Origin of the sequence: Micromonospora sp. CPCC 205561, from assembly GCF_036906775.1 — a bacterium.
Lineage (GTDB): Bacteria > Actinomycetota > Actinomycetes > Mycobacteriales > Micromonosporaceae > Micromonospora.
The window spans coordinates 1-678 of sequence record NZ_JBAKHV010000138.1; the positions used below are offsets into that span (position 1 = coordinate 1).

1 protein-coding gene is annotated in these 678 nt (G+C 75.2%); it reads right to left on the reverse strand.

The genetic code is table 11. The annotated features are described in order from the left end of the window. Positions 1-678, reverse strand: a 678-nt coding sequence (locus V6V16_RS27785; RefSeq protein ID WP_334566912.1) for a zinc-binding dehydrogenase, incomplete at both ends; no start/stop codon positions are given.

The window sequence follows — 678 nt, forward strand, 5'->3', positions numbered from 1 at the left end:
CGGCGGCGACCGCGTCCGGGTCGCGCAGGTCGGCCTTGCCCATCTCCACGAACCGGCCGCCGCGCGGCAGCAGCCGCAGCGACGCGTCGACGAACTCGCCGGCCAGCGCGTCGAGCACCACGTCCATCCCGGCGCCCCCGGTGGCCGTGCCGAAGACCTGCTCGAACTCGGTGGTCCGCGACGACGCGATCCGCTCCTCGGCCACCCCCAGGCCCCGCAGCACGCCCCACTTGCGAGGGCTCGCCGTCGCGTGGACGGTGGCGCCGAGGTGGTGGGCGAGCTGGATGGCGGCCATGCCGACGCCGCCCGCGCCGTTGTGGATGAGCACCGACTCGCCCGCCCGCAGCCCGGCCAGGTCACGCAGCGCGTAGTACGCGGTCAGGAAGACCAGGGGGACCGACGCCGCCTGGGTGAAGGACCAGCCGGCGGGCATCCTGGCGACGCGCTCCCGGTGGGCGACCGCCAGCGGGCCGAACGCGAGTTCGAACATGCCCATCACCCGGTCACCGGGGGCCAGGTCGGTCACGCCGGGACCGACCTCGACCACGACGCCGGCACCCTCGCTACCCATCACCGCCGCCGGATCCGGATACATCCCCAGGCCGATCAGCACGTCCCGGAAGTTCACCCCGGCCGCCCGCACGGCGATGCGCACCTGGCCCGCGTCCAGGGCGACGG